This is a genomic window from Paenibacillus sp. NEAU-GSW1 (assembly GCF_009737085.1).
In the GTDB taxonomy this organism is placed as follows: domain Bacteria; phylum Bacillota; class Bacilli; order Paenibacillales; family Paenibacillaceae; genus Pristimantibacillus.
In genome coordinates this window covers 204,448-219,200 of the sequence record NZ_WOVL01000001.1, presented here as the reverse complement: position 1 = coordinate 219,200, position 14,753 = coordinate 204,448, and the positions used below count along the sequence as shown (strand labels likewise).

At 49.8% G+C, this 14,753-nt stretch carries 14 protein-coding genes and 1 tRNA gene; 2 read left to right on the top strand and 13 right to left on the bottom strand.

The window, feature by feature from the left end:
- Positions 1-116: 116 nt before the first annotated feature.
- From GOM71_RS00950 to GOM71_RS00905, 10 genes are all read right to left on the bottom strand, one after another.
- Entirely contained in the window at positions 117-368 is a 252-nt protein-coding gene (locus tag GOM71_RS00950; RefSeq protein WP_156277450.1) for a hypothetical protein, read from the bottom strand.
- Positions 365-1,597: a Ger(x)C family spore germination protein gene (locus GOM71_RS00945; RefSeq protein WP_156277448.1), complete on the bottom strand. Its 1,233-nt coding sequence runs from the start codon at positions 1,595-1,597 to the stop codon at positions 365-367. The genes GOM71_RS00950 and GOM71_RS00945 overlap by 4 nt, the downstream gene beginning before the upstream one ends.
- On the bottom strand, positions 1,594-2,703 hold the full coding sequence (locus tag GOM71_RS00940) for a GerAB/ArcD/ProY family transporter (RefSeq protein ID WP_156277446.1): 1,110 nt from the start codon (positions 2,701-2,703) through the stop codon (positions 1,594-1,596). Before GOM71_RS00940 ends, GOM71_RS00945 begins: the two co-directional genes overlap by 4 nt.
- Entirely contained in the window at positions 2,700-4,238 is a 1,539-nt protein-coding gene (locus tag GOM71_RS00935; RefSeq protein WP_156277444.1) for a spore germination protein, read from the bottom strand. Before GOM71_RS00935 ends, GOM71_RS00940 begins: the two co-directional genes overlap by 4 nt.
- Complete coding sequence (locus GOM71_RS00930; RefSeq protein WP_367649411.1) at positions 4,228-5,331, bottom strand: GerAB/ArcD/ProY family transporter; 1,104 nt, start codon at positions 5,329-5,331, stop codon at positions 4,228-4,230. The genes GOM71_RS00935 and GOM71_RS00930 overlap by 11 nt, the downstream gene beginning before the upstream one ends.
- Before the next feature lie 135 nt (positions 5,332-5,466).
- Positions 5,467-6,576 carry a flavodoxin-dependent (E)-4-hydroxy-3-methylbut-2-enyl-diphosphate synthase gene (gene ispG, locus GOM71_RS00925; RefSeq protein ID WP_156277442.1) on the bottom strand — a complete coding sequence of 370 codons (1,110 nt, stop codon included), beginning with the start codon at positions 6,574-6,576 and terminating at the stop codon, positions 5,467-5,469.
- A 145-nt stretch (positions 6,577-6,721) separates the two neighbouring features.
- Complete coding sequence (clpX, locus tag GOM71_RS00920) at positions 6,722-7,978, bottom strand: ATP-dependent protease ATP-binding subunit ClpX (protein ID WP_156277440.1); 1,257 nt, start codon at positions 7,976-7,978, stop codon at positions 6,722-6,724.
- A 17-nt stretch (positions 7,979-7,995) separates the two neighbouring features.
- Positions 7,996-8,586: an ATP-dependent Clp endopeptidase proteolytic subunit ClpP gene (clpP, locus tag GOM71_RS00915; RefSeq protein ID WP_156277438.1), complete on the bottom strand. Its 591-nt coding sequence runs from the start codon at positions 8,584-8,586 to the stop codon at positions 7,996-7,998.
- Between the two features lie 285 nt (positions 8,587-8,871).
- Positions 8,872-10,182, bottom strand: a complete 1,311-nt coding sequence (tig, locus tag GOM71_RS00910; protein WP_156277436.1) for a trigger factor — start codon at positions 10,180-10,182, stop codon at positions 8,872-8,874.
- A gap of 93 nt (positions 10,183-10,275) precedes the next feature.
- Entirely contained in the window at positions 10,276-11,247 is a 972-nt protein-coding gene (locus tag GOM71_RS00905; RefSeq protein WP_367649410.1) for a hypothetical protein, read from the bottom strand.
- A 224-nt stretch (positions 11,248-11,471) separates the two neighbouring features.
- On the opposite strand from GOM71_RS00905, the gene GOM71_RS00900 reads away from it, so the two are divergent.
- Positions 11,472-11,548, top strand: a tRNA-Arg gene (locus GOM71_RS00900).
- Between the two features lie 125 nt (positions 11,549-11,673).
- Here GOM71_RS00900 and GOM71_RS00895 read toward each other — a convergent pair.
- The 3 genes from GOM71_RS00895 to GOM71_RS00890 all read right to left on the bottom strand — a co-directional run bounded on the left by GOM71_RS00895 (position 11,674) and on the right by GOM71_RS00890 (position 12,738).
- On the bottom strand, positions 11,674-12,057 hold the full coding sequence (locus tag GOM71_RS00895) for a YhjD family protein (protein ID WP_156277434.1): 384 nt from the start codon (positions 12,055-12,057) through the stop codon (positions 11,674-11,676).
- A gap of 158 nt (positions 12,058-12,215) precedes the next feature.
- A complete protein-coding gene (locus GOM71_RS23665) occupies positions 12,216-12,362 on the bottom strand; it encodes a hypothetical protein (protein ID WP_173275027.1) in 147 nt (48 codons plus the stop codon).
- A gap of 43 nt (positions 12,363-12,405) precedes the next feature.
- Complete coding sequence (locus GOM71_RS00890; RefSeq protein WP_156277432.1) at positions 12,406-12,738, bottom strand: hypothetical protein; 333 nt, start codon at positions 12,736-12,738, stop codon at positions 12,406-12,408.
- 150 nt (positions 12,739-12,888) lie between these two features.
- Between GOM71_RS00890 and asnB the strand changes: the two genes are divergently transcribed.
- Entirely contained in the window at positions 12,889-14,733 is a 1,845-nt protein-coding gene (gene asnB, locus GOM71_RS00885; protein WP_156277430.1) for an asparagine synthase (glutamine-hydrolyzing), read from the top strand.
- The last annotated feature ends 20 nt before the right edge of the window (positions 14,734-14,753 follow it).

Here is a 14,753-nt window from a genome sequence, read left to right as displayed (position 1 = left end):
TTATCCGCTCCTCATATAAAGCTTCCACGCGCACAGGCGGCAATAGAGTTCGTACTTGCTAGTATTGCCTCCTCGAACTGGTAATAACCGCGGGCGGCATTTATTTCTGTGCTCCTTTACTGTGCCGATACGCCAAGCGCTCTGCCAAGCGGCTGAATAACGGATTCCAGCAATGTTACAGGCGTAACGATCGGCCATTTGAACATATTGGCTCCAAAGATGTAACCGGTCCAGATTGTCATTGCCGAATACAGCACGAACTCGCGAACTAGGCGCTTTCGTTTTCGGAGTAATAATTTTGCTCCGGCGTACAGCACAGCGGCAATGGATGTGAAAAACACGGCATTGAGCAGAATTGATTGGTTCATTTTTTTCCCTCCCGCAGCTTTTCAACATCAATCGGTTGATTGCTGAGACCCATCTGAGTCAAATGAATTCTAACTTGCGGCTTGATTGTAATTCTTGCGAATTCAGCATCCCAATCCTTTTTCCACTTGCGCCATTGCCTTGGAAAGGTTTGATGCGCGTACGCGGCAAAGTTCACGACATCCGCATTCCATTTTTGCGTTGCCCGCCAGCCGGCATTAACCGCCTTCATAATATCTTGCTCGGCCATCTGTTCCATTTTGCGCACATTATCCGGTTTATACAGCTCTTTGACACCGCTGCAGCCGGTTTGCACCATTGAAGCTTGCGCTTCGATTTTAATATCGTAAACGAGGCCGTTCTCTCCTTTTTTTGCTTTCACATCCGTTTTAGAGCTGTTGATATTCATTGACATAAACTTTTTATCATTATCGGGACAAGCAACAGTTAACGTCGTCTTCTCCAAGGTGTCCCGCAGAAATGCAACGCCAAGCGCCTCTTTTCGGGACAGCCAGCCTACCATTTTATCTCCTTTAAATACGGCCAGCCTTCCCAGCTTCAGCTTAGACGGATGACTGGTTTCCTGAAACGCCTTCATCGAGGTCGTCTCGGGACTCCCCGAAATGAACACTTCCGGCATCAGCCCCGCGCCTGAATCGCTCGCGAGATTCATCGTCATTTCATAAAGCTTAACCTGCGGCAGTACCGACGTATATTCCGACTCCAAATTGTTTAACTGTTTAATGCCGTCTCCGGGAATGCGCTGCAGCTGCATCATTTGCTCCAATACTTTTCGCGATTTCCCCGGGGTTACAAGCATGACGACAGTCTCCCGAGCGTCAGCCATCCGGAAGTATACGTCCAAAATTTCATTTATTCCTCTTCTCGCCGTCTCCTCGCTTAAGATAATGACCCTGTTATGGGCAAAATACAGCTTTCGCGGGCTTTCAGAATAGCTTTTTAACGTCGCTTCGCGTACCGTGCGTCCTCTTGTCGAATAAACGATGACCGGCGAATCGCCCGATCCCCCTCCCGCAGTGCCTAATCCAGAAGAAAGGGTAGACGGAATGACGACCTGGTACGTATTGATCCATTCCTCCTCTTCACGATCGATAGAAGTCGCAGACGTGATCGCCAGTTCGTTCAGTTCAACGCGGCTCCAGCAACCGGAAAGCAAGGGCAAGAAGACAAGTGCGCCAATGACAAGTGCTGCAGCTTTGTAAAATTTCATGACGTCTTGGACTCTCCTTTATGCTCTTTCTTTTGTTTCTTAAGCAGCAAACCCAGCCAAATCAATCCGATTATGGCGATGTTATGTATAAACAAATACAGCGTCGCGGCTTTTGCGCTATATTCAAAATTACTCGCGGTACGCGTCCAAGAATAAGCCGATGTGCCTACAAGCAATCCAGATGCAGCCAAGTAAAGCATGGGATGGTTTCGCACTCGAAACAAATAATCAAGACTTTGGAAAAACAGCAGCATAAAAATGGACATTTTTGCAAACATGCCGGCCATCCACGCCGCCGAAAAATAAATGTCGACCCGTTCAAGATAATTGCCCACATCAACAATGCTGATCATTTCGAATATCGGATAGGACATTAACGGCACGATATGGCTTCCGAAAACAGCAATGACGATCGCGACCAGCATCGAAAGCATAAGCCCTGTCAGCCCGATGCCGATATAAACTACTTTTGCTCCGTCGGACGGCTTGCTAAGAAAGGGCAACAGAAACAAAACCGTCGACGCCTCCGTCATCCAGCCAATTGGCGCAATCATTCCTTGGCCGAATGAGGCTGGGGACGTATCAAAAATAGGCAAAAAATGAGCCGGCCGAAAATCTTTAATGACAAGTAGAACATTACCCAACAGAAATGCCATGCCAACGATAAATACGATGGCGTTCAAACGAGCGACCGCTTCAATCCCTTGAGCTGCAATATAGACGGAAACGAGTACGATAAGTAAAATCGTAGCGAGCAAAGGTGTAGCCGATATAAGCTGTATGGACAAGAAATCGGCAAATTGCCTGACGATCGATGCAGATATAACAAAAAAGTAGAAGCAGAAGAAACATGCGATGACAAACGCGATCCCAACGCCAAAACGCTGCTCCAGCCATTCCAGAAACGGCTTCCCGTTATTTTGCCGGCTAATGCCGGCATAGATGATCGAAATGCCAAGGGTGACCGCCGTTGAAGCAAGAATAACGATCCACCCGTCCTGCTTCGCATTCTGAATAACGATTGACGGCAAAGCGAGCGCAGCAGTCGGTGCGATGGAATGAAAAATGATGTATATGCCTTGCCAAGCTGTAATCTTCTGCTTCATCTCGGATCCCCTCCTGACTTCCGCTGCAAATCTCCAGCCCTCTTTGTCTGCTGATCAGCCGCCGTTTGCCGCCTTGCACCGCCGAAACGCACGAAATCCGGACGTTTCTTCATTGCCCACCAAGGGACGCGTACAATGACATCGCGCCAGTTGCCCGGAACGAATGGCGACACGGGAAGCAAAAAAGGTACGCCAAACGAACGCAGCCCAGCCATATGGGCAAGGACGACCATCAATCCCGCCATAATGCCGAATATGCCGAAAGAGCCCGCCAATATAATCATAATGAAGCGAATGAGCCGCGCCGCTGTTCCCATATTAACGGACGGAATAACGAAGCTGGCGATTGCTGTAAATGATACGACGATGACCATTGCTGCCGATACAAGTCCGGCTTGTACGGCAGCTTGTCCAAGCACCAGCGCGCCGACAATCGATATTGCAGGTCCGATAATACGGGGCATCCTTACACCCGCTTCGCGCAAAATTTCAAATGTTATTTCCATCAGCAAAGCTTCTAGAATAGCAGGAAAGGGCACTCCTTCCCTCTGCGCAGCCAGACTAATTAGAAGCGGAGTCGGCAGCATCTCTTGATGGAATGTCGTAATCGCAACGTAAAGCGATGGCATGAGCATTGAAACTAAAAACGAACAAAATCGGATGAAACGTAAAAATGTTGCGATATCAAACCGTTGATAGTAGTCCTCGCTCGATTGAAAAAACTTAACGAACGTAACAGGCGCAAGCAGCACAAAAGGCGTTCCGTCTACGATTACAGCAATTTGCCCTTCAAGCAAGCCGGCCGCAACCGCGTCTGGCCGCTCCGAATTTTGCATAAGCGGAAAGGGTGTAGACGCCTTGTCTGCGATAAATTCCTCGATATAGCCGCTTTCCAATATGCTGTCGGTATCGATTAGATCCAGCCTGCGGTGCATTTCCTCAATGATATAGTCGGACGTTATGCCCTTCAAATAGACGACGGCGACAGATGTCTGCGTCTCTCGGCCAATCAGTTTATAATCAATGCGTAAATTAGGTGATTTAATCCGTCTGCGAAGAAGCGTCGTATTTGTAACAATACTTTCTGTAAAACCTTCCTTCGGCCCCCGAATAACGGTTTGCGTGGTCGACTCTTCTACCGACCTCCGATCGCCCCCCGACGTATGCGCAGCGATCGCTTCCGCCGTTCCATCCATCATAATGACGGTACAGCCCTCCAGCAAAGCAAGAATGGCTTCCTGATACTTGCTAAGCGATCGATATTCTCCGATGCTGAGCGTCCGATCCGCCAATCGTTGAAAAGCTTCCGCAGCTTCGAGCGTTTCCTGACCTCCAGAACTATTGTTTTCCGCAGCTATGCTTTGCACGATCCGATTTATCGTATCCGCATCGATCATGCTTGAAATGTAAACCAGAGCAATCCGATTTCCAGATTTCGTCAACATACGCCTAGCAACGATATCCGGACCTCCGCCCAGGTCAACCATCATTTGCTCAATATTATGCTCTAAACTCGCCGTCAGCTTATCCATCATTTTGTTTCACCTTCTTACTCCAGCCTTGACGCAGCCGCAGCACAAGGAGCAGCAGCACAGGCAGTACGATTTGAAACACTGGGAAGTGATAATTCAAATTCAATTTAAATCCGAACCAGACTTGCTCCATATAACTCGCAAAAAGCATCGAGCCGGTAAACAGCACCGTTCCGACAGGCCATATCGCGGCCGTATGCTTTACGCCAAACAAATAAGAAAGGGCAAGAACTGCCCCTAAATAATAAGCCGTCAGCTTGAAAAAGACGCCGGTAAACAGCAGAATCGCCACAAACGGATCGATTCTTTGCAGACCCGCGATTTCGATCAAGGTTGCCATTTGCATAAATGGCATCGTTGTCGCGCTGCCCAGCTTGCCCATCCCAGCTACTAGGAGCAAATTCGCAAATGCAATAAACAAGCCGCAAAATAGATACACTTGCATCGAAAGCCCGGCAGCTGCCTTCCCTTTCTGTTCGGAGAAGTTAAAAAACATAAGAAAAAGAACAAGCTCGCCGAACGGGAAGGAAATCAGTTCCGGAAGCGCAGCTTTCAATACCGGTTTGATGCCATTCTCAAGTATAGGAAATACATTCTCGTAACGAAGCAGACCCGATACCGCAATCAAAAAGAATAACAAGCCGTACATCGCGATAACAAACGGCAAAATCGCTTCCGCCATACTGAAATAAACGAAAATCCCTTTATGGACCACATAAGCAGCGAGTAGGCAAATGATCAAAACAATGATGACTAATGGTGTTCTGGGCAGCAGATACATAACAGTTAGATCAGCGAACTCGCGGACATTGCGGATCGATTTATAACAAAAATACAAAATATAAGCGTATGATAACGCAATACCGATCGGCCGGCCGAATTGGCCTGTCAGCAGCTGAACCAAATTAAACTGAGGGAAGCTTTTATGCAGCGAGAGTGTCACTAAAGAAAATAGCGCAAATCCTGCCGCTGCCCCGACCAGCACTGCAATCCAGGCGTCGCGCTCCGCATCACCAGCCAGCAAAAATAAAGAGGAACTGCCGATTAGAAACAAGATCATCGTCGACCCAAGCTGGTTTTGAGTGATTTTGTCCACCGATCCCACCCTCCCTATAATTTTCCGTACTGTTTAAGCTTTCCAATGGCGCTGTAAATTATTCCATACGAAAAAGAGACGCTTCACCGTCGTCCATAGACGAGGTGAAACGCCTCTTCCTAATAAGTTTAATAATTACGCGTGCGAATGCTGTTTGCGGCCGGGAATTTCTCCCGTTTCCTCAAAGTGGCGTACAATGACGTCGATTTCTTTCTTTAATTCGCTGAGCAGCTCCGCCTCAGGCACTTTACGGATCATTTCTCCGTAACGGAACAGCATGCCTTCGCCGCGAGCGCCGGCGATGCCGATGTCTGCTTCCCGAGCCTCGCCGGGACCGTTTACCGCGCAGCCAAGCACCGAAACTTTAATCGGCACCTTCAGCTTGGAAATATAATCTTCGACTTCGTTCGCAATCGAGAACAGATCGATATCGAGACGGCCGCAAGTCGGGCAAGAAATAAGCGTCGCTGCATTCGTAATCAATCCGAACGTTTTGAGCAGCTCGCGCGCAACTTTAACTTCCTCGACCGGATCAGCGCTCAAGCTGATCCGCACCGTATTGCCGATGCCCATCGCGAGCAACGCGCCAATGCCTGCGGAGCTTTTGATTGTGCCGGTATGAAGCGTGCCTGCCTCGGTAATGCCAAGATGAAGCGGATACTTGATTTTTTCCGCAGCCATGCTGTAAGCGGCGATGGCCATTGGCACATCGGATGCTTTAAGCGAGACGATAATATCGTGGAAATCAAGCTCCTCAAGAATGCCGATATGGAACAGTGCGCTTTCCACCATCGCTTCCGGTGTCGGATAACCGTATTTCTCCAGCAGATGGTTTTCCAGCGAGCCTGCGTTTACGCCGATCCGAATCGGAATGCCCCGATCTTTACAAGCTTTAACGACCGCTTCCACTTTCTCGCGGCGGCCGATGTTGCCTGGATTGATGCGCACTTTATCGATGCCGTTCTCAATTGCGGCAAGCGCAAGCCGGTAATCAAAATGAATGTCTGCGACAAGCGGAATATGAATCCGCTTCTTAATTTCTTTGATCGCATCTGCCGCTTCTTTATTGTTAACCGTCACACGGACGATTTGACATCCCGCTTCTTCCAGACGCAGTATTTCGGCTACCGTCGCTTCAACGTCGGCTGTTTTCGTGGTGCACATGCTTTGAATAATAACTTCGTCGCTGCCGCCAATCGTCAAATTGCCGACTTTTACCGGCACCGTATCTTTACGGTTATACATCAGTAACCTCTCCCTCTAGCAGAAAAGTCTCTGCCATTCTTAATACTCTTAAACGGCAAAGAAGGTTTCGCTTTTAAACGTCAAATTCCACCCTTTATATGGCGGCCCGAAGGCCGCCTGTGGGGGTGGAGAGTTAACGGTTATATTAGGCGCTTTCTTCCTTCTTCTTTCCTTTTTTCGCGGAAAGCTCAGGCATGATTTTGTCCTGTACCGATTTCTCGGTAATGAGACAAGTGTTCACGTCATCGCGAGAAGGCACCTCGTACATGACATCCAGCATAATGCCTTCGATGATTGCACGCAAGCCGCGAGCGCCGGTGTTGCGTTTAATCGCTTCTTTAGCGATCGCTTCAAGAGCGGCAGGCTCAAATTCAAGCTTCACGTTGTCCATCTCAAGCATTTTTTGGTACTGCTTCACGAGCGCGTTTTTCGGCTCGGACAGAATGCGCATGAGCGCTGCCTCGTCAAGCGGCTCCAAAGTCGAAATAACCGGCAGACGGCCTACGAACTCCGGAATAAGACCAAACTTCAGCAGATCTTCCGGCAATACCATCGAAAGGTATTCGCCCGGTTTCAAATCTTTGGTCGCTTCGCCCGTCGAATTAAAGCCGATTACTTTTTTACCGATCCGGCGTTTGATCAATTGCTCCAGGCCGTCGAACGCGCCGCCGCAAATGAACAAAATGTTCGTCGTATCGATTTGAATAAACTCTTGATGCGGGTGCTTGCGGCCGCCTTGCGGAGGAACCGATGCAACCGTACCTTCCAAAATTTTGAGGAGCGCTTGCTGCACGCCTTCCCCGGAAACGTCGCGCGTAATCGAAGGATTCTCGGATTTACGGGCAACTTTATCGATCTCGTCAATATAAATAATGCCGCGTTCCGCTTTCTCCACGTCATAATCGGCAGCTTGGATCAGCTTGAGCAGGATGTTCTCAACGTCCTCGCCTACATAACCGGCTTCCGTCAGCGACGTTGCGTCCGCAATCGCGAACGGCACGTTCAAAATTTTAGCCATCGTTTGCGCAAGCAGCGTTTTGCCGGAGCCTGTTGGGCCTACGAGCAAAATATTGCTTTTTTGCAATTCGACGTCTTCAATTTTGCTTCCCGTATTTACCCGTTTGTAATGGTTATACACGGCAACGGACAACGACTTTTTCGCGAATTCCTGGCCGATTACATACGAATCGAGAATGGCGCGAATATCTTTCGGTTTCGGAATGTCTTTCAGATCAAGCTCTTCCTCATGACCGAGCTCTTCTTCCACGATTTCTGTGCAAAGCTCGATGCACTCATCGCATATATAGACGCCGGGACCGGCAACCAATTTACGGACTTGTTCCTGCGATTTGCCGCAGAAGGAGCATTTCAACTGGCCTTTTTCGTCATTGAATTTAAACATGGTATCACCCCTTCAATTTAAATCGATACCGGAGATGTAATCACCTTGTCGATCAAACCGTAATTCAACGCTTCTTCGGCGCTGAGGAAATTGTCGCGATCGGTATCGCGCTCAATTTTCTCGTACGGCTGACCGGTACGATCCACATAAATTTGATTCAGCTTTTGTTTTGTTTTCAAGATCCAGTCGGCATGGATTTTAATGTCCGATGCTTGACCGCGCACGCCGCCGAGCGGCTGATGGATCATTACTTCCGCGTTCGGAAGCGCAAAACGCTTGCCTTTGGCGCCCGCTGTCAGAAGCAGGGAGCCCATGCTCGCCGCCATGCCCATGCAAATCGTAGACACATCCGGCTTAATATATTGCATCGTATCAAAAATACCCATGCCGGCCGTTACGCTTCCGCCAGGGGAATTGATGTACAGATGAATGTCTTTCTCTGGATCGTCGGCCGCCAGAAACAGCAGCTGTGCGATAATGGAGTTTGCTACGTCATCATCGATGGCGCTCCCGAGAAAAATGATACGGTCTTTCAACAGACGCGAGTAGATATCGTATGACCGTTCCCCGCGATTCGTTTGTTCGACTACGATCGGTACAAGATTCATGCGACCAACCTCTTTTCGTTTTATGACTTATACTGCAAATATTGAATCAGCATTCGCCTGCCAAAGAGCGGCAAAAGCTGTTTCAGCTATTGTAACACGTTGGAGGGGCAATGTCATTTTTCCAATAATACAGTATACGACGCATGCCGCTCGATATGTACGCCAGAACAATCTCCATTTCAACCACAATATGTTATGTAGGGTGAAAATAAGGCACGTATCTTATATGATGACGTGCCTTATCTTTCGGTAAAACCTTATATTCAGTTCAGCGCGTGCTTAAAGCTAGGCTTGTGCCGCCTCAGCCGCAACCGTTTTGCTGTTGTCGAGAAGAAGTTTGATTGTTTTGCGCAGTTCGAGATCTTCTCTCAGGCTCTCGATATTTCCGTTTTGCGTGAAAATAGTGCGAAGCTCTTCCGCTGGACGGTTATAAGCTTTCGCCAGATTTTCAAGCTCTTCGTTCACGTCAGCCTCAGTCGCTTCGATGCCTTCCGCTTTCGCGATCGCTGTCAGCACCAGGTTGTTGCGAACGCGTTTCTCAGCGTCCGAACGCATTTGCTCGCGAAGCACCGATTCGTTTTGGCCGGAGAACTGGTAGTACAGATCCAGGTTCATGCCTTGCATGCGAAGACGGTTTTCGAAGTCGCGCAGCATGAAGTCCACTTCCGTTACGATCATCGGTTCAGGAATTTCAACCTCAGCCGCATCGGATGCTTTCGTAACGATCGCATTCTCGCGCGCTTGCTCTGCTTCTTTCTCTTTGCTTGCTTTCAGCTTCTCAGCCAGGTCCTGCTTGTACTCTTCAAGCGTATCGAATTCGCTTACGTCTTTCGCGAACTCGTCGTCAAGCGCCGGCAGGCTCTTGCGTTTGATTTCATGCAGTTTCACTTTGAACACGGCAGCTTTGCCGGCCAGGTTCTCTGCATGGTAAGCCTCAGGGAACGTTACTTCAACATCCTTGAAGTCGCCTACTTGCATGCCAACGATTTGATCTTCGAATCCAGGAATGAACGAACCGGAACCGATCTCCAGCGAGTAGCCTTCACTTTGGCCGCCCTCGAATTGAACGCCGTCCACATAACCGTCGAAATCGATAACGGTAATGTCGCCGTTTTGAGCTGCGCCTTCGTCGATAACGGAAAGCTCCGCATGACGCTGTTGCAGACGCTCCAGCTCAGCGTTGATTTCTTCTTCGCCTACAGCGACTTCAACAGCTGGAACTTCAAGACCTTTGTATTCGCCAAGTTGAACTTCAGGGCGAACGATAACTTTTGCTTTAAATTTGAACGTTTGACCTTTTGCGAATTGCTCAACGTCGATCTCCGGACGGTCAACCGGCTGCAGATCGTTCGCTTTTACCGCTTCGGAGTAAGCGTCCGGAAGCAGAATGTCAATTGCATCTTGATACAAGCTCTCGATGCCGAAACGGGATTCGAAAATGCCCCGCGGCACTTTGCCTTTACGGAAGCCAGGCACATTAACCTTTTGTACGACTTTCTTGAATGCTTGGTCAAGCGCGACTGTTACTTTTTCCGCTTCAACCTCAACGTCGATGGAAACGACGTTCTTGTCTATTTTTTCCCAAGTTGCTTTCATTTTATGCTTTCCCCTCCAAAATACGCATGCGTCCTAAATTTTCACGTTCATGTTTCATAAACCATTCTATTATAAACATAATGCGCCAGCTTTTCAAGGCTGAGGATCATCGCCTTCTGCACGCTGCAAAACGGCTACCTGCCGAAGCGCCCGGCAAGCTTGCTCATACCGGAAACGGAGCGAGTCCGTAATTCCGTACATGTCGCGAATATCGTCATCGTTAGCCGAACCGTATACGGTCAGCAGCAGCGTGAGATGCAGCGCCGCCGCCCAGCAATCGACCGTATCGTCATCCTCCCGCAGCATCCACGCATACGCCGAGGAGCCGTACAGAAATTGCAGGCTTTCCTTCCACAATTCCCTGGCAAAATGAGGCAGCGTCGGATCGTCCGCTTCCGTCACCTGCTCGACGCGCTCCAAGATCCGGCCGATCGGCTGCGGAAAATCGTCCATCGCCAGCGGCGTCGTCTCGATATCGAACTGGACCCGTTCGCCCATTCGATCCAATTCAAGCGTTCCGCTCATTTCGCGCCTTCGCAAGCACTGAAGCGCTTTAAATTGCAGGAGCGGATGCAAATCCCGCGCAGTCGTCAGCCAATCCACGATCGCCGTATCCACTTCTGGCGATTGAATATATGCTGCGCGCTCAAGCGCAAGCAATTGCTGATCGAGCATCGGATGATGCTCCATAATATAAAGCACCTGCTTAATATAAGCTTCGTCTTGTCCGGAAGGATTCAGCATCTGCTCGCGAAGCGCCGTTTCATCCGCTTCACTATCGTTGTCCTTGCCGCCGCTGTCCGCTTCGCCGTATGCGTCTGCCGCTAAGTCTGGAAACGCCATATCGAGCCACGTAAGCAAGCTGCCCCACTCTTCGTAATGGCGTACGTCTTCGCCCTTGCATTGCAGCAGAAAACGAAGAAGCCGCTTCGCTTCGCTGTATTGCTCCGACTCCAGCATGCGGGTTAATTGAATTTGATAATGGTCCAGCATTTTGGGGAATAAGTAGACGTTGTTGTCATTGCTGCTGTTATGTATTTCGTCACCAGTTGTTATGGTTTTCACCGCCTTATAGCTCAAGCCTCATTGCTTAAGCCTCATCTGTCGCTTCAGTCAAGGTCTTGCGTTCGATTATAGCACGTTGCCGTTCATATACGAAACGAAACGGAAAACTATTGATTTTCTACTCGATAATATGCTATATTATCCAAGCGCAATGCAGCATCTGCAAAAATATAGATTTAACCGTTGCAATTTCAACATTAATCATGCTATAATCTTTCTTATGTGTCCCAGTAGCTCAGCTGGATAGAGCACACGCCTTCTAAGCGTGCGGTCGGGGGTTCGAATCCCTCCTGGGACGCCATTTAAACTTCAAATAATCCGATAACAACCCCGATAACCCGCCAACGGTTTTCGGGGTTTCTTGTCTGATCATGTCGAACGTGGACGTCTCCCCCTTATTACTATCGGGATCACGTCCACTTTTTTTTAATTGTTTTGCCAAGAAGTCGTAAACATTCCCGCAATGTACCGCCGCAGCCTCTGCTCCATCTCTTGTTTGACGACGTGTCGAACAAGACCGTAGTCGCTCACATAGCCGCGCAATTTAATTTGGTACAGTATCCCTTCGTCGCTGCGTCTAACTTCCGTAATTTGCGCTTTAAGCTGGCGGACAGCACGGCGCGCTTCATAAATATCGCGATCAATTACTTCGAGCAGCGCCTCCCCGCTTCGAACATAAAGCGGCTTCATCGAATGTTTGTCCTTCTTAATAATTTCATTGTTTCTCAGCACCATATCCCGAATAAAAGGCAAAATACAATAGTCTTTAATGAGCCGGTATTCTTCCTCCGATATTGTTGCACTGCTCATTTTCGCACCACTCCATAAGAACGTTTGTTCCTATTGTATACGAAAAAGCAAAAAAAATGCACCCCCTGTTATTTCATCGGATCAGCTGTCGCTTGCTCCAATGACAATTCCAGGGGGTGCGCTTCGAATTTTATTCTTTTATTCCGCAGATAAGGCAGCTAGTGGCGTCCGGACCGGCGATTGCCGCCGGCATTGCCGCTCGGATTGTTTTGCGCGTCATGCTTTTCGTTTTTGGCAAGCACTTCTTCCGCAAACTCGGAATTAATTTTGTATTTCAAGCTTTTATTTTTTGGAGATTGGCTCATGCCGTCTTTGCACCCCCTTTCTTATTCTGCAACAATCGATGCGTCAGAGTATCTCCATGCCCTCGATATGCCGCCTCGTCTCGTCCGTGCCGTGATCGTAAACAAACTGATAAATTTGCTGAATGATACTGTCATAGCCGTCATTGATGCGGGCATCGTTATTAATTTCCATCGATTCCGGCACGAAATGAAACATTTGCGCCTCATCCATGCTCGATAAATCGTTGAACAGCTGTTTTAGCTCATCCGCTTCCTCATCGGTTGCGTTTATGACAAGCTCGTACGCTGCGGCGTCTCCATCCTGCAGCACCTGACCCGCTTGAACGGACACATAAAATGTTTTGCGCCCGCTGCCGGAAAAATCGTTTTCATGCATTTGTGCCTTCAACTCCTTGCTCTCGTCGTTAACAAACCATAGCAACGTCCCGTATAGCTTCCCCATTCGGACAGACATTTTATTACTTTTTTCAGCATATAACGGTTATTATCGCTACTCGCGCCCAGCAGAAGAAAGGAATGAGAAAAGATGTGCGGAATTACAGGCTGGATTGATTGGACCCGCGACCTCACCCATGACAGCAATAGTCTGGAACGCATGACGGAGACGCTATCGCTGCGCGGTCCCGATGCCTCAGGCACTTGGATTTCAGCGCATTGCGCGCTCGGCCACCGGCGTCTCAGCGTAATCGATCCGGAGAATGGCGCACAGCCGATGATCAGGCAATCAGGAGACGACACCTGCGTCGTCGTCTATAACGGAGAATTATATAATGCATTGGAATTGCGCGCGGAGCTGGAAAGCAGAGGCCGCCGCTTCACGACCAACTGCGACACCGAAGTGCTGCTAATCGCGTTTATCGAGTGGGGAAAAGCTTGCGTGGAACGCTTCAACGGCATTTTTGCCTTTGCCATTTGGAATGTGGCGGAGCAGGAGCTGTTTCTCGCGCGAGACCGCCTGGGCGTAAAACCGCTCTTTTTCAGCACCTCGGAAGGGCTGTTCCTCTTCGGCTCCGAGCCGAAGGCGATACTTGCGCATCCTGCCGTTAAAGCTGAGGTCGGCGCCGAAGGTCTTGCCGAAGTCTTCATCCTCGGGCCGGCGCGCACGCCAGGCCAAGGCGTATATAAGCAGCTAAGCGAGCTGCTGCCCGGCCAGTGCATGACCGTGAACCGCGAAGGCATTCGCAAAGCGAAATATTGGAGCCTGGAGAGCCAGCCCCATGAAGAGGATATCGCGGCTACGGCCGAACATGTGCGCGAGCTGCTCAAGGATACGACGGAGCGCCAGCTCGTCTCCGATGTGCCTGTATGCACATTGTTGTCTGGCGGCCTCGATTCAAGCGCGCTGACGACGCTTGCTGTCCGCTACTATGAACAGACCGGTCAAGGGAATGTTCATACGTATTCGGTCGATTACCGCGATAACGACAAACATTTTCAGGCGCACGCGTTCCAGCCGAACAGCGACGCTCCCTGGATCGAAAGAATGACGACGCATCTGGGCACTGTCCATCATCCGATCCAGTTCGATACGCCGGAACTCGTCTCGGCGCTGCGCGATGCGACTTTAGCGCGCGATCTTCCGGGCATGGCAGATGTCGACGCTTCGCTCCTGCTGTTCTGCCGTGAAATCAAGAAAGGCGCGACCGTAGCCATTTCAGGAGAAGCCGCAGACGAAATTTTCGGCGGCTATCCATGGTTTCACCGGGAGGAAGCGCTAAATGCGAACACCTTCCCATGGTCGCTTGCCTCCTCCATGCGCGCAGAACTGCTCGCTCCTGACGTCGCCGCATGGATCAAGCCGCTCGACTACATCGGCGACCGTTATTCGGATGCGATCGCCGAAGTGCCGCATCTTGACGGCGAGTCGGAGCAAGTAAGGCGTATGCGCCAAATGTCTTACCTGAACATTACGCGCTTTATGCCGACGCTGCTGGACCGCAAAGACCGGATGAGCATGGCGGCCGGGCTCGAAGTGCGGGTGCCTTTCTGCGACCATCGGCTCGTGCAATACGTTTGGAACATTCCGTGGGAAATTAAAACGGCTGGCGACCGCGAGAAGGGCATTCTCCGCAAAGCGCTTAAAGGCGTTCTTCCTGACGACGTGCTGACCCGCAAAAAAAGCCCGTATCCAAAAACGCACAACCCGAACTATCTCGCTGCCGTTAAAGGGCTGCTGCTTGAAGTGCTGGACGATCCGTCTTCGCCGCTGCTGCCGCTCATCAATGTCGCCAAAGTGCGGGAATTAGCGGAATCCGCCTCGGCGAGCTCGAACATTCCATGGTTCGGGCAGCTTATGTCCGGCCCGCAGCTCTTCGCTTACTTGTATCAAGTCAACTTATGGCTCAAGGAATATAAGGTAACGATCAAATAATAGAAAGAGACCTGCCTCTC

What these genes read in the sequence shown, in the direction of transcription:
- GOM71_RS00950 (WP_156277450.1), bottom strand. Translation starts at nt 368, where the DNA reads ATGAACCAATCAATTCTGCTCAATGCCGTGTTTTTCACATCCATTGCC.
- GOM71_RS00945 (WP_156277448.1), bottom strand. Translation starts at nt 1,597, where the DNA reads ATGAAATTTTACAAAGCTGCAGCACTTGTCATTGGCGCACTTGTCTTC.
- GOM71_RS00940 (WP_156277446.1), bottom strand. Translation starts at nt 2,703, where the DNA reads ATGAAGCAGAAGATTACAGCTTGGCAAGGCATATACATCATTTTTCAT.
- GOM71_RS00935 (WP_156277444.1), bottom strand. Translation starts at nt 4,238, where the DNA reads ATGATGGATAAGCTGACGGCGAGTTTAGAGCATAATATTGAGCAAATG.
- ispG (WP_156277442.1), bottom strand. Translation starts at nt 6,576, where the DNA reads ATGTATAACCGTAAAGATACGGTGCCGGTAAAAGTCGGCAATTTGACG.
- clpX (WP_156277440.1), bottom strand. Translation starts at nt 7,978, where the DNA reads ATGTTTAAATTCAATGACGAAAAAGGCCAGTTGAAATGCTCCTTCTGC.
- clpP (WP_156277438.1), bottom strand. Translation starts at nt 8,586, where the DNA reads ATGAATCTTGTACCGATCGTAGTCGAACAAACGAATCGCGGGGAACGG.
- tig (WP_156277436.1), bottom strand. Translation starts at nt 10,182, where the DNA reads ATGAAAGCAACTTGGGAAAAAATAGACAAGAACGTCGTTTCCATCGAC.
- GOM71_RS00895 (WP_156277434.1), bottom strand. Translation starts at nt 12,057, where the DNA reads ATGAGCAGTGCAACAATATCGGAGGAAGAATACCGGCTCATTAAAGAC.
- GOM71_RS23665 (WP_173275027.1), bottom strand. Translation starts at nt 12,362, where the DNA reads ATGAGCCAATCTCCAAAAAATAAAAGCTTGAAATACAAAATTAATTCC.
- GOM71_RS00890 (WP_156277432.1), bottom strand. Translation starts at nt 12,738, where the DNA reads ATGCATGAAAACGATTTTTCCGGCAGCGGGCGCAAAACATTTTATGTG.
- asnB (WP_156277430.1), top strand. Translation starts at nt 12,889, where the DNA reads ATGTGCGGAATTACAGGCTGGATTGATTGGACCCGCGACCTCACCCAT.